This window comes from Neobacillus niacini, from assembly GCF_000759675.1.
GTDB lineage: Bacteria > Bacillota > Bacilli > Bacillales > Cytobacillaceae > Neobacillus > Neobacillus niacini_A.
Map to the genome: position 1 here is coordinate 1 of NZ_BAWM01000005.1, position 14,772 is coordinate 14,772.

Here is a 14,772-nt window from a genome sequence, read left to right on the forward strand (position 1 = left end):
AAAAGTTACGTTGGCTTAGCTTTTATAAAAAGCTAAAAAATTGTTTGTTGACGTTCTTGTTTGTTTAGTTTTCAAAGAACAATTAATTCGTATCGCTCAAAAGCGACTTTATCATCTTACCAAGTTATTAACTTAATGTCAACAACTTTTTAACTTCTTTTTTTAAAGAAGGTTGTTTGTTTCGCAACAACAGATATTAATATACCACCATTGATTCCTCAGTGCAATACCTTTTTAAACTTATTTGTCCAATATATTAAAATAATAATTTTCAAATATCTTTTATCAATAAAACAAAAAAGCACTAGTTGCCCAGTGCTTTCTAAAATAATATTAACGATGACGCATTAATGGGAATAATAGTACGTCACGAATAGATGGAGAGTTGGTTAATAGCATTACGATACGATCGATTCCGATTCCTAATCCACCTGTAGGCGGCATACCATATTCTAGTGCTTCAACAAAGTCTTCGTCCATTTCATGTGCCTCATCATTACCCTGCTCACGCTCTTTTAATTGCGCTTCAAAACGTTCCCTTTGGTCAATTGGGTCATTTAACTCAGTAAATGCATTAGCATGTTCACGAGCAACTATAAATAACTCGAACCGGTCTGTAAATCTTGGATCCTCTTCGTTTTTCTTAGCAAGTGGAGAGATTTCAACCGGATGACCATAAATGAAAGTTGGCTGTATTAACTTTTCTTCAACCTTTTGCTCGAAGAATTCGTTAACTATATGACCATAAAGCATATGTTCAGTAATTTCTACTCCATGTTCTTTCGCAATCGCGCGGGCTTCTTCCACACTCATTTCTTTCCAGAAGTCTACTCCAGTAAATTCTTTTATCGCGTCAACCATGTGCAGTCTTTTCCACTGTGGCTCGAGATTGACTTCATACTCTCCGTATTGAACTGTAGTTGTTCCTAATACTTCTTTAGCAATGTGCGCTATTAGATTTTCAGTCAGACTCATAATGTCCTGATAATCCGCATAAGCCTCGTAAAGCTCAATCATCGTAAACTCTGGATTGTGACGGGTAGAAACACCTTCGTTACGGAATACACGGCCAATTTCATAAACTTTTTCAAGTCCTCCAACGATTAGACGCTTTAAGTGGAGTTCAATAGCGATCCGCATGTATAGCTCCATATCAAGTGCATTATGGTGGGTAATAAACGGTCTTGCTGACGCACCACCGGCAATAGAGTGCATCATCGGTGTTTCCACTTCTAAATAACCATGATTATCTAAGTAACGACGCATTGATTGAATAATCTTGCTGCGTGTAATAAAAGTAGACCTGCTTTCTTGACTCATAATTAAATCAAGGTAACGCTGACGGTAGCGTTGTTCCACATCCTTTAACCCGTGGAATTTATCTGGTAATGGACGGAGAGCCTTGGTCAAAAACTCAAACTCTTGAACCTTTACAGAAAGTTCACCGACCTTTGTTTTAAATAGAGTACCCTTTACACCGATGATATCTCCTAAATCAGATGAATCAAATACTTCATAAGCTTCCGCACCAATCGCATCTACTCTAACATATACTTGAATTTGCCCAGTGAGATCTTGAATATTAGCAAATCCTGCTTTACCCTTACCACGTTTTGTCATGATCCGGCCTGCAAGAGTAACAGATACATTTTTAGCTTCTAAGTCTTCTTTTTCTAATTCCGCGTATTGCCCTACTAATTCTTTAATATTATGAGATCGATCATAGCGTTTACCAAAAGGATCTAGCCCTCTTTCACGCATCGCATTCATTTTGTCACGTCTGACCTGCAGCTGGTCATTTAATTCTTCCTGACTCATACTCAATCAACTCCAATTACTATCTTTTTATGTAAACCTTGGGTCCATGCCTGCGACATTCACTTTTTTCTACATACTTTATTATTTTACACAAACTAGAGAATTCAGACATCAAAAAAGTCCTTTATAAATAAAAACTGCCAGTTTTCACTGGCAGCCTTGTGATTAAACAAAGTTATTATAGAAAAAGAGTAGAGGTATGTCAAATTTAGCCTACAGTTACTTGACTTTCCTTTTCTTCTACATCCGCAACCATATCATTTAACAACGTAACCAATTGATCACGAGTATCACACTCATTAATCGCATTTCTTACTTTTGCATTGCCTCTTACACCTTTTAAATACCAAGCTGCATGCTTGCGCATTTCTCTAACCGCTACATCCTCATTTTTCAAAGCAATTAAACGGTCTAAGTGTAAAATACACACATCCATTTTTTCACGAACGGAAGGCTCGCCCATAAGTTTACCTGTTTCAAGGAATTGAACCGTGCGGTAAATCATCCATGGGTTTCCTAGAGCAGCTCTTCCTATCATAACTCCATCACAGCCAGTTTCTTCAAGCATTCTTTTCGCGTCTTGTGGAGTTTGCACATCACCATTCCCAATTAATGGGATGTTTATTGATTGCTTTACTTCTCTAATAATATCCCAGTTCGCATTTCCTTCATACATCTGAACGCGTGTACGTCCATGAAGCGCAACTGCTTGACCGCCGGCTCTTTCTACTGCCTGTGCATTTTTTACAGCAAAAATATGGTCCTCGTCCCAGCCCATACGCATTTTTACGGTTACTGGTTTTTCAACCGCCTCTACAACAGCTGATACCATCTCGTAAATTTTATCTGGGTCTAACAGCCATTTAGCACCAGCGTCACATTTTGTGATTTTTGGAACCGGACAGCCCATATTGATATCAATAATATCTGCATTCGTATTTTTATCTACGAATTGTGCTGCTTCCACAAGTGTTTTCTTTTCTCCGCCAAAGATTTGCAGGCTTAATGGTTTTTCACGTTCGTCGATGTAAAGCATATTCATCGTTTTTTCGTTTTTTAAGACGATTCCTTTATCACTGACCATTTCCGCACAAACTAAGCCAGCCCCGAACTCTTTAACCGTTAAACGGAAGGCAGAGTTACATACACCAGCCATCGGCGCTAAAACGACTTGATTTTTCATTTCAATATTGCCGATTTTCAACATATGATAATACCTCCCATTCTATTCATTTGGTGATAATTCTTCGATAGAAATATTTAAGGTTTGACCAATTTTCTTTAGCAACTCACCTGTAGGCAGGCGGTTTCCTCTTTCAATCTCCCCAATAATTGATACTGATACACCAAGTTCCTTCGAAAAGCTTTCCTGCGTGTAACCCTTTAGCTTCCGATAGGCTCGAATACGTCTTCCCCATTTTTCCGCTTCCATATTCGGACTCCTTCTTTGTTAGGTAATTCGTTGATCCATGCTTCAAGTGGTTTTTCTATATTTGGAATGATTATGTCAGGTTTAATCTCTGCCAAAGGAATCATGACAAAATTCCGCTCTAGCATCCGTGGATGCGGAATAATAAGTTTCTCTGATTTAATATTTTCTTGGTTATAGAGGAGAATGTCAAGGTCAATTGTTCTTGGTCCCCACACAATTTCCCTTTTTCTCCCAAGTTCTAATTCAACTTTTAAACAAAAATCTAATAATTCTAAGGCGCTCCAGTCAGTCTGGATCTCGATCACCATATTTAAAAATAAATCTTGTTCCTCATATCCAACAGGATCTGTTTCATAAACAGAGGAGGTATTTACCAACTGAATTTTTGGATGTTTTGCTAGGCATTCAATGGCTTTCGATAAATAATCATACCTATTTTCGATATTAGATCCAAGGGCAACAAATGCTTTATTTCCCATATTTATCTTCTCCTCGTAATTTCTACTGCAACGGACCGATAGTGACCAGGGATTGGTGGATCTGGTTTGATTACCTTTATTGATACTTCAGAAACAAGAGTAAATTGCTTCAAAACGTTTTCTGCAATTTTTTCTGCAACAGCTTCAACAAGCTTATACGACTTTCCCTCTACAACCTCTTTACACACCTGAAATAACTCACCATAGTTTACCGAATGTTCTAGTTCATCTGTTACACCGGCTTTTTTTAAATCTACTAGAACCATTAAATCGACGATAAATCGCTGTCCAAGTTTGTTTTCTTCAGGAAAAACACCATGATAACCGTAGAATTCCATTTGATTTACCAATATTTTATCCACGGCTGACACCCTTCCCGATTAGAACATCCATCATTTTTGCCATTCTGCTCATTTCCTTAACATCATGAATACGAATGATTTGACATCCCTTTTGAATACCAAAGCATACCGTTGCCCCTGTACCTTCCATCCTTTCACTTACCGGAAGATCTAGCGCTTGTCCAATCATGGATTTTTTTGATGTCCCTAAAAGAACAGGATATCCTAGTGCGGTTAGCGTATCTAAGTTTTGCATCATCAAAATGTTCTCATTCAAGTCTTTAGCAAAACCAATTCCTGGGTCTAAAATAATCTGATCATCTCGTACACCTGCCTGTTTTACGATGTTAATACTCTCGTACAGGTCATTTAATACGTCTCTAATAAAAAAGGAGTAGTTTCGATCATGTCGATTATGCATTAGGATAATCGGAACATTATACTCTGCAGCAACAGCTGCGATTTTATCATCAGCCTTAGCTCCCCATATATCATTAATAATATGGGCACCAGCCTCAATCGCTCTTTGAGCAACCTTTGCTTTATATGTATCGATGGAGATAGGAACATTTACATGCTTAGAAATTGCCTCTATGACTGGAACAATACGCGCAATTTCATCCTCTTCAGAAATAACTGTATATCCTGGACGTGTTGATTCACCGCCAATATCAATGATATCAGCTCCATTTTTAACCATTTCTTTGGCATGCTCAACGGCCTGATCAATATTGTTATATTTTCCCCCATCTGAGAAAGAATCAGGGGTTGCATTTAAAATCCCCATAATATAGGTTTTTTTACTGAAATCCAAATGATATGGTCCGCATTTAATACTGTAATCTCCAGATGTATGCACCCTTAAAAACCTCCACTTAAATTGTTTACTTCTTACATCATACAAGAAGATTGTTTTTTAAAGCAAAAAAAAGAGGCATTAGCTTTAAGCTAGAACCTCTTCCGAGTTACTAATTATCCTTCATATTGGTAAAGAGGTGTACTTAAATAACGTTCTCCATTATCAGGAATAATGGCAAGTACCTTTTTACCTTTTCCAAGTTTCTTAGCAACTTCTAAAGCGGCATGGATAGCTGCTCCTGAGGAAATTCCACCTAGGATTCCTTCTTCTTTTGCTGCTCGGCGCGAAGCAGTGAAAGCATCTTCCGCTTGAACTTGGATGACTTCATCATATACTTCTGTATTTAAAACTGCTGGAACAAATCCTGCGCCAATTCCTTGAATCTTGTGTGGACCTGGCTTACCACCTGATAGTACCGGTGAATCAGTAGGCTCTACAGCATAAATTTTTACATTTGGGAACTTCTCACGAAGCACTTCTCCTGCACCTGTAATGGTTCCGCCAGTACCGATACCTGAAATAAATGCGTCAAGTTGATCCATTTGTTCTACAATTTCCTTACCAGTAGTTTTACGGTGTACTTCAGGATTTGCTTCATTTTCGAATTGTTGCGGTACGAAGTATCCGTTTTCAGCAGCAAGTGCATTCGCTTTTGCAATAGCACCTTTCATTCCTTCAGGTCCAGGAGTAAGAACTAGCTCTGCACCGTAAGCACGAAGTAAGTTTCTTCTTTCTAAGCTCATTGTTTCAGGCATAACAAAAATTGCTTTGTAACCTTTAGCTGCTGCAATCATAGCTAAACCGATACCTGTATTTCCACTTGTAGGTTCAATAATTGTATCGACTCCAGGTTTAATTAGACCCTTCTCTTCCGCAGCTTCAATCATTGCCAAAGCAATACGGTCTTTTACACTACTGCCAGGGTTGAAATACTCAAGCTTTAAATAAACCTCTGCGCTGTTTTCATCTACTAATCTGTTTAATTTAACAATAGGAGTTTGACCAACTAATTCTGCAACTGAATTCGCTACACGTACCATTAGAGCACCTCTTTCTTTATTCCGAGTATTTTTATTGGTATTATTATGAATTTATCAGTTTTCTACTTGTTTTGTCAACCATTTTACGCAGCAAAAATTCCAAATTTATCAATACACTTTTAGAATTAATTATTAATAAAAGCACAGAAAATGTCTCTGTGCTTCTCTTAGTTTGTATCTTTATTACCGTAAAACCAGTCTACCTTTGCTTCTTCCCAAAAGGTTGTGGCAGACGCTGAAGTTTTCATTTGTTCTAGTGCAATTTCTCGGCGAATTTGTTGTTTAACATCGTCATAAGAATACTTTTTACCCTTTATTTTTCCTTCAAGTTTAACAATCGCATATCCCTGTTCCACTTTGATAGGGTCACTCCAAGCATCTTTTTTTAACTTCTTTGCTGCTTGTAAGTACTCTGAAGGATACCGTTCTTCCCCGTCCATCAAATATCCAATATCTCCACCCTCATTAGCAGAAAATTCTTCAACTGATCGTTCCATAGCCAGTGCTGAGAAACTAGAACCTTGCGATAATTCCTTTAGCGCCTTTTCTGCTTCATCACTTGATTTCACAATAATATGTGATAAATGATAGGCGTCAGGGATGGTAAAGAGTTCTTTATTCGCTTCGAAATAAGCTTTCATCTCTTTTTCAGAGACCTTTACATCTCTTGTCAGGATTTCTTCCTGCAGCAGACTGTTACGAATATGCTCTTTCCATTTATTTTCAGTCGTCTTTTTATTTTCACTTGGCGAGCTGTATGTAGTTTGAAGGATTCTATATTCGCGGTCCACGTCTTTTTCAGATACCTGAATGTTATATTTGTCAGCCATCTCTTTAATCACTTTTTGGTCAATCATATCTTTTAGTACATCTTTTCCGTATCTTGACTCTAATTCGTTGAGCCATTCTTGTCTTGATATTTTACTTTCCCCCACTGTTGCGACTACTTCTTCACTTAAAGCAGTCCCGCTTAACTCTTTTACTTTCGAAAGGAAAAAGACAATCGTTAGACAGTTCAACAGAATAAGTGCTGCAATAACCATCCATAGCTGCTTCCGCCTCAACTACTCCTCCCCCCGCACTTTTTATTTTGCCTGACTTTTTAATTCCTCTAATTCTTCCCTTGTGAAAAGATATTTTTCATTACAAAAGTGACAGTGAGCTTCTGCCTGTCCATCTTCAATTATCATATCCTCAATTTCACCTTGACCTAGACCAACAATCGCATCAGCGAAACGATTCTTAGAACAGACACATTTAAATTGAACAGGCATTGCTTCTAGAACATTTACCTGTTCCTTCCCAAACAGCTCCTCCAAAATTTCTTCAGGGGTAAGACCTTGCTTTACTAATGTTGAAATCGGAGGAATCGTTTTTAAACGCTCCTCTACCTTGGTAATGGTTTCATCCTTTATTCCCGGCATTAGTTGAAAAATAAATCCACCTGCCGCAAGAATGGTATCATCAGGATTTACCAGGACACCTACTCCAACCGAGGAAGGTACCTGTTCCGAAGTAGCAAAGTAGTAGGTGAAGTCTTCCCCTAATTCTCCAGAGACGATTGGTACAAGACCCGAGAAAAAGTCACGAAGACCAGTATCTTTAACGACAGATAATGTACCATCAGTGCCAACCGCGCGGCGAACATCTAACTTGCCATGCTCATTTGCTTCAAAGTCTACTTGGGGATTTGATACATAGCCACGAACATCACCTTTTGCATTACTATCCACTAAGATGACGCCAATCGGGCCGCCCCCATCAATTTTAATCGTTAGTTTGTCTTCGCCCTTCAACATTGCTCCCATCATTACACCAGCAGTTAGAGAACGTCCTAAGGCTGCTGAGGCTGTGCGCCATGTTTCGTGTCTACGCTGGGCTTCAGAAACTACTTCAGTCGTACGGACAGCATATGCTCTTATTTGACCTTCATAAGCCAAAGCCTTTACTAAATAATCAGTCATTATGTAACTCCTTTCTAGTTGCTACTTCTTATAGTATCCATATTCCTCTTATAGATTAACTGCAATCCTTTTAAAGTTAAAAATGGATCGACGATATCAATAATCTTTGATTCTTGGGCTATTAAGGAAGATAATCCTCCAGTCGCAATGACTGTTGGTTTTTGATCACTCTGATCCATCATTCTTTTAACAATCCCCTCGACCTGACCTACATACCCGTAGACAATTCCCGCCTGCATGGCCGCAACTGTATTTTTACCAATAACGCCTTCAGGATGTGCAATATCTATCCTCGGCAGTTTTGCAGCCTTCGAATATAGTGCCTCTGTCGAAATACCAATCCCAGGAGCAATAGCCCCTCCCATATACTGACGCTGTTCATTGATGTAGCAATAAGTCGTAGCTGTACCAAAATCGACTATAATCAATGGACTGCCATATTCATGAATAGCAGCAACCGCATTAACAATTCGGTCAGCCCCTACTTCTTTAGGGTTTTCATATTTAATATTTAGCCCCGTTTTCATCCCAGGTCCAACTACTAATGGGGTAAGCTGAAAATATTTTTTGCACATTCTTTCTAGGGCAAACATGATAGGTGGAACGACAGATGAAATGATAATTCCATCAATTTGAGAAAACGAAAGGCCTGAAGCATCAAAAAGGGATTTAATAATCATCCCGAATTCATCTTCTGTTCGGTTTCGGTTCGTTTCTACACGCCAGTGATATTTAAGTTCTTCCCCTTTATATACACCTAAAACAGTATTTGTATTACCTACGTCAAATACGAAAATCAAAAGAATCACTCACTTTTCTGATATTTCTTTGATCATACTGCAAACATCATATCATAATTACTTTTTATCGTGAAAAAAAGAGTGCTTTTTTGTAAGCACTCTTTAAGAAAACTACTTTTCATCCTTTTCAGAAGTCTGGCTGGCAGAATCTTCATCCTTTTTAGTATTAATCGTTACTTTTACGTCATCTGACTTTTTAGTATCAACTTTAATACCTTCTAACTCCGATGCAGACTCAGGCATACGTCCATTTTCAATTAAATACTCAATTTGTTCTGCATTAAGCGTTTCGACTTCAAGAAGAGTCTTAGCAATCAGATCGAGTTTATCTCGATTCTCAGTAAGAATAGTTTTAGCTCTTTCATAACATTCTTTAAGAATGCGTTGAATTTCAAGGTCAATTTCAAAGGCAATGGCATCAGAATAGTTTTGCTCATTATGAATGTCACGTCCTAAGAATACTTGCCCGCCAGAAGCTTGACCGAACTGTCCAACTCCAAGCTTGTCACTCATACCAAATTCAGTGACCATTCTGCGAGCAATCCCTGTTGCACGTTGGAAATCGTTGTGAGCACCAGTACTTACTTCACCAAAAACAATCTCTTCCGCAACACGTCCGCCTAATAAACCAACGATTTTATCAAGTAATTCAGGTTTAGTCATAAAGTAGCGATCTTCCCTTGGAAGCATAACTGCGTATCCGCCTGCTTGACCACGAGGGACAATCGTAACCTTGTGAACCATGTCTGCTTCATTTAGTACCAAACCAATTACCGTATGTCCACCTTCATGGAAAGCAACAATATTGCGTTCTTTCTTTGAGATAACACGAGTCTTTTTAGCAGGACCGGCAATTACCCTGTCAGTTGCTTCATCAATATCTTCCATGTCGACCTTTTTCTTATTCTGACGTGCAGCAACTAAGGCCGCCTCATTTAATAAGTTTTCTAAGTCTGCACCAGAAAAACCAGGTGTTCGCATAGCAATATTTTTTAAGTTAACTGATTCATCTAACGGTTTGTTCTTTGCATGTACTTTTAGGACTGCTTCACGACCATTTACATCTGGACGGTCAACTGTGATTTGACGGTCAAAACGTCCTGGGCGTAATAATGCAGGGTCAAGAATGTCCGGACGATTGGTTGCGGCAATAATGATGATTCCTTCATTAGCACCAAATCCATCCATTTCAACTAATAATTGATTCAATGTTTGCTCTCGTTCATCGTGACCGCCGCCTAAACCAGCACCACGTTGACGACCAACAGCGTCAATTTCATCGATAAAAATGATACAAGGAGCATTTTTCTTAGCATTTTCAAACAAATCACGTACACGGGATGCACCGACCCCGACAAACATTTCAACGAAGTCAGAACCACTAATGGAGAAGAAAGGTACACCAGCTTCACCTGCTACTGCACGTGCAAGTAATGTTTTACCTGTTCCTGGAGGTCCAACAAGAAGGACTCCTTTTGGAATACGTGCACCAAGTTCAGCAAACTTTCTCGGATCCTTTAGGAATTCTACCACTTCGACTAATTCTTGTTTCTCTTCATCTGCACCAGCAACATCCTTAAAACGTGCTTTCTTCTTATCATCGTTATAAAGCTTTGCTTTACTCTTACCAAAATTCATGACACGGCTGCCGCCGCCTTGAGCTTGGTTTAATAAGAAGAAGAATAAGATAAAGATAATCACAAATGGAATAATGGAGGTGAAGAATGTTACCCAGCCGCTGGTTTCCTTGGCAGGCATTACTTCTACCGTCGAGCCTGCTGCATCAATACGTTCTAGAATTTTCTCACTGTTTGGAACGTACGTTAAAAAGTTCTTACCGCCTTTTACCTCTTTTTCAAACTGCCCCCGAACTTCAAATACCCCACGTTCAGGCTGCATAGAAAATGAATCCACTTCATTTTTTTCTAAATGTGCTACAAACTCATTGTAGGAAATGTTATCCGTAGGTTCATTGCTGCCATTAAAGAAGCTTACCACGCCAATTATGACTAAAAATATCAATAAATAAAAGATGGTATTACGGAAAATCCGATTCATCTCTTACCTCCTCCCGCGATAAAAACTTTTTTAGATAGTATCATAGAAAATCATTCCAATTCTTAAATTTCTCTTGTTTTAGTTTCCTTAAAGATTATCGCTATATACTTCTGGTTTTAAAACACCAATATATGGAAGGTTTCGGTATTTTTCAAGATAATCTAAACCGTAACCGACCACAAACTCGTCTGGGACAATAAAACCTACGTAATCTGCTTTTATTGCGCTCTTCCTTCCTGTTGGTTTATCAAGCAAGGTAACAATTTTGATTGATTTTGCTTTTCGGTAACGGAATAAATCAACGAGATAGCTTAGTGTTAAGCCGCTGTCGATGATATCCTCGATAATCAAGATATCTCTTCCTTCAACTGAAGTATCTAAATCCTTTAGGATTTTTACTTCTCCTGAAGATACCATGGCAGTACCATAGCTTGATACATCCATAAAATCCATTTCCAAATAGCAATCCACTCGTTTAAGTAAATCAGCCATAAATGGCATTGCACCCTTTAATACACCAATTGCGAGAGGGAAGCGGTCGTGATACTCTTCTGATAATTGAGCCCCTAAATCCTTGATTTTCTCCTGAATCTCTTCTTCAGAAAATAAGATCTCTTTAATATCCTGTTTCATAATAATTGTGCCTCCTAGAAGATCATTACTTATAATATGTGAGTAGAATATACTGACTTGTTGAATGATTAATGCCTTCAAATGCTGATTTTTTTATTCCAGGAAGCCAAAGAATACACCCATTTTTGTCAGTAATTACAGGCCAAACATCGCGATCCTGAACGGGAACTTTACTATCGATAAAAATATCCTTTAGCTTTTTTGTTCCCGACATTCCCTTCAGGTTCATGCGGTCCCCCATTTTTCTTGTTCGAATCTCAATGGGCAACTTAATTCTGTCTGCAGGAAATAGTGCATAATTTCCTTTTGGTTCAATGGTATCCTTATCATCAATTATATCCATTCTTATACTTTCTCCATTTGGTAATTCAATCACACCTGGTCCCGGCAATTCAAAGGAATACGGGAGAGTTTCTTTTCTTTCAAATTGAAAGGAAAGAAGGGTATAAGATCGAATAACGTTTAAACCATTGGGAAGATCTAGTGTTCCAGAAGGATGATGATTTCGAATTAAAGATTGAACATGATCTATATGTAAAGCAGAAAGTGACACTGGTATTACTTTGTAAAGATAGTTTAATATTAGTTGAATACCTCTTCTTTGTAAAGAAATTGGCATTTCTAAAAACGGGATAATGTCAATGGTAATTGCATTTTTTTCTCTTATTTTCATTACTTTATTCATTCTTTGGACAGTTAATTCCTGCAGAAGTATTTCATCATTCTGAATTTCTTCACTAAAACGTTGAAAATGTTCATGAACATGTTGATTTTCTGCTTTTAAAAAGGGAAGGACTTCATTACGAAAGCGGTTCCTGCTATAAATACTTTTTTTATTACTTGGATCTATTCTTGGTACCAAATTTTGCCTCTGACAATATTCAGCAAGCTCTGCCTTAGTTAAAGATAAGAAGGGACGAAAAACAAATCCATTACCAAAAGGTCTTGTGAACGGAATACCTGCTCTTGCAGCACCTGAACTTCCTCGTGTCAACCGCATTAAAATGGTCTCAACTTGGTCATCTCCATGATGACCAAGGGCTAAATAATTATAATTGTATTTATCCATTACTTTTTCAAAAAACTCATATCTCGCTTGTCTCGATGCAACCTGTGAGTTTTTCTTTGTTTCCTGAATGATCCCAGGGACATTTATTCGTGCCATTTCAAAAGGAATACCCCATTGTTCACAATAATCCTTCACGAATAAGGCATCTTCATATGACTCTTGACCACGGAACATATGATCAACGTGCGCTACAACAATGGAGAGATTCTTCTTTTCCTTTTGTACCCACAAATAGTGAAGCAATGCCAGTGAATCTGGGCCACCCGAAACACCAACCACCATTTTTTTATTTTCCATTTGAAATGAGAGGCGATCAAGTAGTGCTGCTACCTTTGCTTCTAACATTTTGCATTCTTCCTTAAAAAGTTTCTTTAATAATTTTTTAATATCCCTAGCTTACCACTTTTATGACAAAAGTATCAAAAACAAAGACCTAATTGATTAGGTCTTTGTTTCCTTCCCTTTTATACGATATGTTTAACCAATAGTTTCAAAAATCAAAGAAGTTTTTGAAAAATATACAAAAAGTATAAAAGTGCAATGGAGATCGTAATGATAAAAGTTTCTGCCCAGCGACTCTTTTTCTTTTTCCTTCGGTAATTCTGCCGGGTCGTTGGCTGACTTACTGTTTGATTTATCTTTTGTTTTTGAATGGTACTACTGGTAGTGGTAACAGATGATTTATTGACTGGGACGGGATTTTTTCTATCCATTACTAACGACAATAATTCTGTTCTCATTTGAATGGCATTCGTATAATGTCCTTGGAGTGCTTTTACAATCACCTTTTCTACTTTTAGTAAATCCTTTTGTTTTCTAATTGCTTCCCTAAGCTGTGAAATACCACCTGTTGTCTTGTTAAAACGTTTTGGATAGGCTGTATTAATCATGATCATGGCAACAGCAAATAAATCATAACCAGGGTCTGCCTTTCTCGTTCCTAATCCCCAATATCCCCGGTCATAGAACTCGGTGAATTCTTTAATGGCTCTTCCTTGTATGGTTGTTCCACCGACATCAATGCACCTTATTTTTGGTGTTGGTCCGGTTACGATTAAGTTTTCTGGCTTTAAATCCCCAAATACCCAGCCATTTTCATGGAGCTTATTTAAATCATTTAATAATTGAAGAAAGAGGACTGTGGTCCATGATTTTCCTTTTTTTTGAATAAAGGTCAGCAAATCAGGTCCTTGAATATATTCCATTGTGTAAAAGGAAATCTGGCCTCGATTACTTTTCCAATCATCGACATCAAGCAAAGAAGGTCCGAGGGTTGACCCTTGGACCTTTGCAAACGATCTTAATACATTTACCTCCGAGGTAATGGACATCCCGTTATCGCTCATCTTTAACGCTACTTGCGTATTTTTAAACTTCGCAAGGTAGACAATGCCGTTTGCTCCATATCCTAGTTCCTTTAAAACTGTATATTTGTTAGAATGCCATTTCCCCGTTATTACTGTGCCAGGAGCTACTTTACATAGACTCTTCAAGGAATGATTCATCATCACCGGTCATGAGACTCCTTAATGAACTTTTTGAATTAAAAGAAGATAGTGCTGTACGGATTGCAGGTCCAGTTGGAGTAATTCCGCCTGTTGTAAGCTGGGAAAAGATACTTGTCAAAGATTGTAGCTTTGGCGTCCAATCTAGAATTTTTTCGACATCATTCTTTTTCCCGGGAAATACAAAAACAGCAAACTGATTATCCCCTGTACGTGCATTCAAGCTAAGTGAAAGGTCAAGCAGTGCTTCTTTAACTGTAGGAAGCTTATGTTTCATACTTGCGCTTGTATCGACAAGAATCAACACCTCTAATTCGACAGTCTCTCCAAGTTCATCGACCACTTCCATTACTTCCCCTCTTTTCTCAGGAGGAAGATCTTCTATTGTCTGTGAGCGACCAAGAATTTGCTGCAATTCCCGGTTTACTACACCTTGGATGGTCTGTGTCATTGCTTTCCTTGTAACCATTTGAACGGTTTGTGAGAGTTGCTGAGCATAAACAATTTGACTGACTCCGCCACCGGACATCGCTATTCCTTCTATTTCCGTCATTCCCTTTTCATCAATTACATCCTGCTCCATTACACCGATAACATTTACAGATATACCTTGTTCTTTTGCAAGTGCAGCCATGGCAATGGGATCTTCCCCTTGATTTGAACAGCCGTCCGTTATTAATAGTATCTGACGAATTTTCCCTGTATACATACTCATTCTCCCTCCACTTTTCGAGTTATTTCCATTTTCGACACTGTGGATGGGATTTATACATA

The 14,772-nt window shown here is 38.3% G+C and carries 15 protein-coding genes; all 15 read right to left on the bottom strand.

Translation table 11 applies throughout. The annotated features are described in order from the left end of the window. Positions 1-333: 333 nt before the first annotated feature. Positions 334-1,818 carry a lysine--tRNA ligase gene (gene lysS / locus TR08_RS02545; RefSeq protein WP_045515537.1) on the bottom strand — a complete coding sequence of 495 codons (1,485 nt, stop codon included), beginning with the start codon at positions 1,816-1,818 and terminating at the stop codon, positions 334-336. A 208-nt stretch (positions 1,819-2,026) separates the two neighbouring features. Then, positions 2,027-3,025: a tRNA dihydrouridine synthase DusB gene (dusB, locus tag TR08_RS02550; protein WP_045515539.1), complete on the bottom strand. Its 999-nt coding sequence runs from the start codon at positions 3,023-3,025 to the stop codon at positions 2,027-2,029. 18 nt (positions 3,026-3,043) lie between these two features. Beyond that, complete coding sequence (locus tag TR08_RS02555) at positions 3,044-3,250, bottom strand: helix-turn-helix domain-containing protein (RefSeq protein ID WP_045515541.1); 207 nt, start codon at positions 3,248-3,250, stop codon at positions 3,044-3,046. Next, positions 3,202-3,729 (bottom strand): 2-amino-4-hydroxy-6-hydroxymethyldihydropteridine diphosphokinase, encoded by a 528-nt coding sequence (folK, locus tag TR08_RS02560; RefSeq protein WP_045515542.1) that lies wholly within the window; start codon positions 3,727-3,729, stop codon positions 3,202-3,204. The genes TR08_RS02555 and folK overlap by 49 nt, the downstream gene beginning before the upstream one ends. Positions 3,730-3,731: 2 nt before the next feature. Continuing rightward, on the bottom strand, positions 3,732-4,091 hold the full coding sequence (gene folB / locus TR08_RS02565; RefSeq protein ID WP_045515543.1) for a dihydroneopterin aldolase: 360 nt from the start codon (positions 4,089-4,091) through the stop codon (positions 3,732-3,734). After that, on the bottom strand, positions 4,084-4,857 hold the full coding sequence (gene folP, locus TR08_RS02570; protein WP_081954324.1) for a dihydropteroate synthase: 774 nt from the start codon (positions 4,855-4,857) through the stop codon (positions 4,084-4,086). The genes folB and folP overlap by 8 nt, the downstream gene beginning before the upstream one ends. A gap of 185 nt (positions 4,858-5,042) precedes the next feature. Further along, positions 5,043-5,969, bottom strand: a complete 927-nt coding sequence (cysK, locus tag TR08_RS02575; RefSeq protein ID WP_045515546.1) for a cysteine synthase A — start codon at positions 5,967-5,969, stop codon at positions 5,043-5,045. 167 nt (positions 5,970-6,136) lie between these two features. Beyond that, a complete protein-coding gene (locus TR08_RS02580) occupies positions 6,137-7,033 on the bottom strand; it encodes a peptidyl-prolyl cis-trans isomerase (RefSeq protein WP_045515547.1) in 897 nt (298 codons plus the stop codon). Positions 7,034-7,054: 21 nt separating this feature from the next. After that, complete coding sequence (gene hslO, locus TR08_RS02585; RefSeq protein ID WP_045515548.1) at positions 7,055-7,933, bottom strand: Hsp33 family molecular chaperone HslO; 879 nt, start codon at positions 7,931-7,933, stop codon at positions 7,055-7,057. Between the two features lie 14 nt (positions 7,934-7,947). Continuing rightward, positions 7,948-8,733 carry a type III pantothenate kinase gene (locus TR08_RS02590; protein WP_081954323.1) on the bottom strand — a complete coding sequence of 262 codons (786 nt, stop codon included), beginning with the start codon at positions 8,731-8,733 and terminating at the stop codon, positions 7,948-7,950. 111 nt (positions 8,734-8,844) lie between these two features. Next, the gene (ftsH, locus tag TR08_RS02595; protein ID WP_045515549.1) at positions 8,845-10,791 is read right to left on the bottom strand and encodes an ATP-dependent zinc metalloprotease FtsH; all 1,947 of its coding nucleotides are present in this window, start codon (positions 10,789-10,791) and stop codon (positions 8,845-8,847) included. An 87-nt stretch (positions 10,792-10,878) separates the two neighbouring features. Continuing rightward, positions 10,879-11,424 (bottom strand): hypoxanthine phosphoribosyltransferase, encoded by a 546-nt coding sequence (hpt, locus tag TR08_RS02600; protein ID WP_045515551.1) that lies wholly within the window; start codon positions 11,422-11,424, stop codon positions 10,879-10,881. A gap of 25 nt (positions 11,425-11,449) precedes the next feature. Further along, entirely contained in the window at positions 11,450-12,838 is a 1,389-nt protein-coding gene (gene tilS, locus TR08_RS02605) for a tRNA lysidine(34) synthetase TilS (RefSeq protein WP_045515552.1), read from the bottom strand. Positions 12,839-12,990: 152 nt separating this feature from the next. Continuing rightward, positions 12,991-14,001, bottom strand: coding sequence for a protein kinase domain-containing protein (locus TR08_RS02610; RefSeq protein ID WP_045515553.1), 1,011 nt, complete (start codon positions 13,999-14,001; stop codon positions 12,991-12,993). Continuing rightward, positions 13,970-14,758: a vWA domain-containing protein gene (locus TR08_RS02615; protein ID WP_370576255.1), complete on the bottom strand. Its 789-nt coding sequence runs from the start codon at positions 14,756-14,758 to the stop codon at positions 13,970-13,972. The genes TR08_RS02610 and TR08_RS02615 overlap by 32 nt, the downstream gene beginning before the upstream one ends. Positions 14,759-14,772 lie beyond the last annotated feature (14 nt).

Excerpts from the sequence above, each read along its gene's own strand:
- lysS (WP_045515537.1), bottom strand. The coding sequence starts at position 1,818 with ATGAGTCAGGAAGAATTAAATGACCAGCTGCAGGTCAGACGTGACAAA.
- dusB (WP_045515539.1), bottom strand. The coding sequence starts at position 3,025 with ATGTTGAAAATCGGCAATATTGAAATGAAAAATCAAGTCGTTTTAGCG.
- TR08_RS02555 (WP_045515541.1), bottom strand. The coding sequence starts at position 3,250 with ATGGAAGCGGAAAAATGGGGAAGACGTATTCGAGCCTATCGGAAGCTA.
- folK (WP_045515542.1), bottom strand. The coding sequence starts at position 3,729 with ATGGGAAATAAAGCATTTGTTGCCCTTGGATCTAATATCGAAAATAGG.
- folP (WP_081954324.1), bottom strand. The coding sequence starts at position 4,857 with ATGGGGATTTTAAATGCAACCCCTGATTCTTTCTCAGATGGGGGAAAA.
- cysK (WP_045515546.1), bottom strand. The coding sequence starts at position 5,969 with ATGGTACGTGTAGCGAATTCAGTTGCAGAATTAGTTGGTCAAACTCCT.
- hslO (WP_045515548.1), bottom strand. The coding sequence starts at position 7,933 with ATGACTGATTATTTAGTAAAGGCTTTGGCTTATGAAGGTCAAATAAGA.
- ftsH (WP_045515549.1), bottom strand. The coding sequence starts at position 10,791 with ATGAATCGGATTTTCCGTAATACCATCTTTTATTTATTGATATTTTTA.
- hpt (WP_045515551.1), bottom strand. The coding sequence starts at position 11,424 with ATGAAACAGGATATTAAAGAGATCTTATTTTCTGAAGAAGAGATTCAG.
- tilS (WP_045515552.1), bottom strand. The coding sequence starts at position 12,838 with ATGTTAGAAGCAAAGGTAGCAGCACTACTTGATCGCCTCTCATTTCAA.
- TR08_RS02610 (WP_045515553.1), bottom strand. The coding sequence starts at position 14,001 with ATGATGAATCATTCCTTGAAGAGTCTATGTAAAGTAGCTCCTGGCACA.